Annotated in this window: 3 protein-coding genes; 2 read left to right on the forward strand and 1 reads right to left on the reverse strand. The window is 67.7% G+C overall.

Annotated elements, in window-relative coordinates:
* Positions 1–143 precede the first annotated feature (143 nt).
* Positions 144–1,853, forward strand: a complete 1,710-nt coding sequence (locus QMX85_RS23300; RefSeq protein ID WP_282344917.1) for an amidase — start codon at positions 144–146, stop codon at positions 1,851–1,853.
* Between the two features lie 71 nt (positions 1,854–1,924).
* On the opposite strand, the gene QMX85_RS23305 is transcribed toward QMX85_RS23300, so the two are convergent.
* The gene (locus QMX85_RS23305; RefSeq protein WP_282344920.1) at positions 1,925–2,350 is read right to left on the reverse strand and encodes a VOC family protein; all 426 of its coding nucleotides are present in this window, start codon (positions 2,348–2,350) and stop codon (positions 1,925–1,927) included.
* A gap of 102 nt (positions 2,351–2,452) precedes the next feature.
* Here QMX85_RS23305 and QMX85_RS23310 point away from each other — a divergent pair.
* The coding region (locus tag QMX85_RS23310; RefSeq protein ID WP_282344921.1) for a LysR family transcriptional regulator at positions 2,453–2,746 on the forward strand (294 nt) is incomplete at its 3' end.

Below are 2,746 nucleotides of genomic sequence, written 5' to 3' on the forward strand. Positions count from 1 at the left end.
CCCCGGCGGGGGCCGCCTGCGTGTGGACCGCGGGGGGCCGCGTAAAGCCCCCCGCGCGCGCCGCCCGCACCGTTTCTGGAATAATCGATGACCGGAAAAACTGCGGCTCGCCGCATGAACCCACACTACGAAGCGGTGCCCGCATGTTTGAAGTAACCGAGGTTTGCATTGCCGAGCTGCGTGCTGCGCTCGAGTCCGGCCGGACCACGGCGGTCGATCTGGTGAAGGCGTATCTCGCCAGGATCGACGCCTACGACGGCCCCGAAACGCCCACCGCGCTGAATGCGGTGGTGGTTCGCAACCCGGATGCGCTGGCCGAGGCCGAGGCGTCCGACGCCCGCCGCGCCCGCGGCGAAACGCTCGGCCCGCTGGACGGCATTCCCTATACCGCCAAGGACAGCTACCTGGTGAAGGGGCTGACCGCCGCCTCCGGCAGCCCGGCCTTCAAGGGCCTCGTCGCCCATCGCGATGCCTTCACCATCGAACGCCTGCGCGCCGCCGGCGCGATCTGCCTGGGCAAGACCAACATGCCGCCGATGGCCAACGGCGGCATGCAGCGCGGCGTCTATGGCCGTGCGGAAAGCCCCTACAACGCCGCCTACCTCACCGCGCCGTTCGCCTCGGGCTCCTCGAATGGCGCCGGCACCGCGACCGCCGCCAGCTTCGCCGCCTTCGGCCTGGCCGAGGAAACCTGGTCGAGCGGACGGGGCCCGGCGTCGAACAACGGCCTGTGCGCCTATACGCCGTCGCGCGGGGTGATCTCGGTGCGCGGAAACTGGCCGCTGACGCCGACCATGGACGTCGTGGTGCCGTACGCCAGGACCATGGCCGACCTGCTCGAGGTGCTCGACGTGGTGGTGGCCGAGGACCCCGACACCCGCGGCGACCTCTGGCGGCTGCAGCCCTGGGTGCCGATCCCGGACGTCGCCTCGGTGCGCCCCGCGTCCTATCCGACGCTGGCAGCCGGCAGCGACGCGCTGGCGGGCAAACGCTTCGGGGTACCGCGCATGTACATCAACGCCGACCCCGCCGCCGGCACCAGCGAAAAGCCCGGCATCGGAGGCCCGACCGGGCAACGCATCGAGACCCGTGCCTCGGTGATCGACCTCTGGGAGCAGGCGCGCCGGACCCTGGAAGCCGCCGGTGCAGAAGTCGTCGACGTGGATTTCCCGCTGGTGTCGAACTGCGAAGGCGACCGTCCCGGCGCGCCGACGGTGTTCACCCGCGGCCTGGTCTCGCCGGAATTTCTCCATGACGAACTGTGGGAGCTGAGCGCCTGGGCGTTCGACGACTTCCTGCGCGCCAACGGCGATCCTAAGCTCAACCGCCTGGTCGACGTGGACGGTCCGCAGATCTTTCCCCACGATCCCGGAACCCTGCCCAACCGCGAGGATGACCTGGCGGCCGGTATGGACGAATACGTGAAGATGGCCGAGCGCGGCATCACCCCGTGGGACCGTATCGCCACGCTACCTGACGGCCTGCGAGGGCTGGAGCGGACGCGCAAGATCGATCTGGAAGACTGGATGGACGCGCTCGGCCTGGACGCCGTGCTGTTTCCGACAGTCGCCGACGTGGGCCCGGCCGACGCCGACGTGAACCCGGTTTCGGCGGACATCGCCTGGAGCAACGGCGTCTGGGTCGCCAACGGCAACCTCGCGATCCGCCATCTGGGCGTGCCGACGGTCACGGTGCCGATGGGGGTGATGGCGGACATCGGCATGCCGGTCGGGCTGACCTTCGCCGGCCGCGCCTACGACGACTCGCACCTGCTGCGCCTGGCATCGGCGTTCGAGTCGAGCGGCACCAGGCGTGCGATACCACCGCGCACGCCGCCGCTGTCACGCGGCTGAGGCTCCCGCTCGCCGGACAATGCGCGGCACTTCACGAGGGCGCATCTGGACTACGGATGCGCCCGGCGTACCTACTTCGCGAAGAGCTGGTCGATGTCCTTGAACGCTTTGAACTCCAGCGCGTTGCCGCAGGGATCGAAGAGAAACATCGTCGCCTGTTCGCCGACCTGCCCCTGGAAACGAATGTAGGGCTCGATCACGAACCGGGTTCCGAAGGATTTCAGCCGCTCGGCCAGTGCCTCCCATTCGTCCCACTGCAGCACGATGCCGAAATGCGGCACGGGCACGTCGTGGCCATCCACCGCGTTGGTCCCGGCATGGCGCTGCGAATCGGTCTCGGGGTGTTCGTGGATCACCAGTTGGTGGCCGTAGAAATTGAAATCGACCCAGTGCGCGCTCGAACGGCCCTCCTTTAGACCGAAGGTTTCGCCATAGAAGGTGCGTGCGGCGGCAAGGTCGTGCACGGGAATCGCAAGGTGGAACGGTGAAAGGCTCATCGGCACTCCAGGCATCTCATGGATTTTCGACGCATCCTAATGAGCGAATTCCATAAATAAAAACAATATATATTTCTCAGATTCACAAACAGGATCGATCGAATGATTCGCGAGCTGAAAACGCTCATCGCCGTTTGCCGCGAGGGCACCTTCGCCGCCGCGGGCAAGCAGATCGGGCTCACGCAGGCCGCGGTCAGCGCCCAGATGCAACGCCTGGAGCGCGAACTGGGCTACGAGCTCTTCGACCGCAAGGGCCGCGCGGCGCAACTCAACGCGCGGGGGCGGCAGACGCTTTCACAGGCGCAGGAGCTGATTCGTCTCTATGCCAGCCTCGGCGCGCCCCACGGCCCGCCCGCCCCTGCGCGGGTCAGCGTCGGCCCCCTCGCCGCGGGTGAA

The organism is Pseudomonas sp. PS02288, assembly GCF_029959715.1.
Classification (GTDB): Bacteria; Pseudomonadota; Gammaproteobacteria; order Pseudomonadales; family Pseudomonadaceae; genus Pseudomonas_O; species Pseudomonas_O kuykendallii.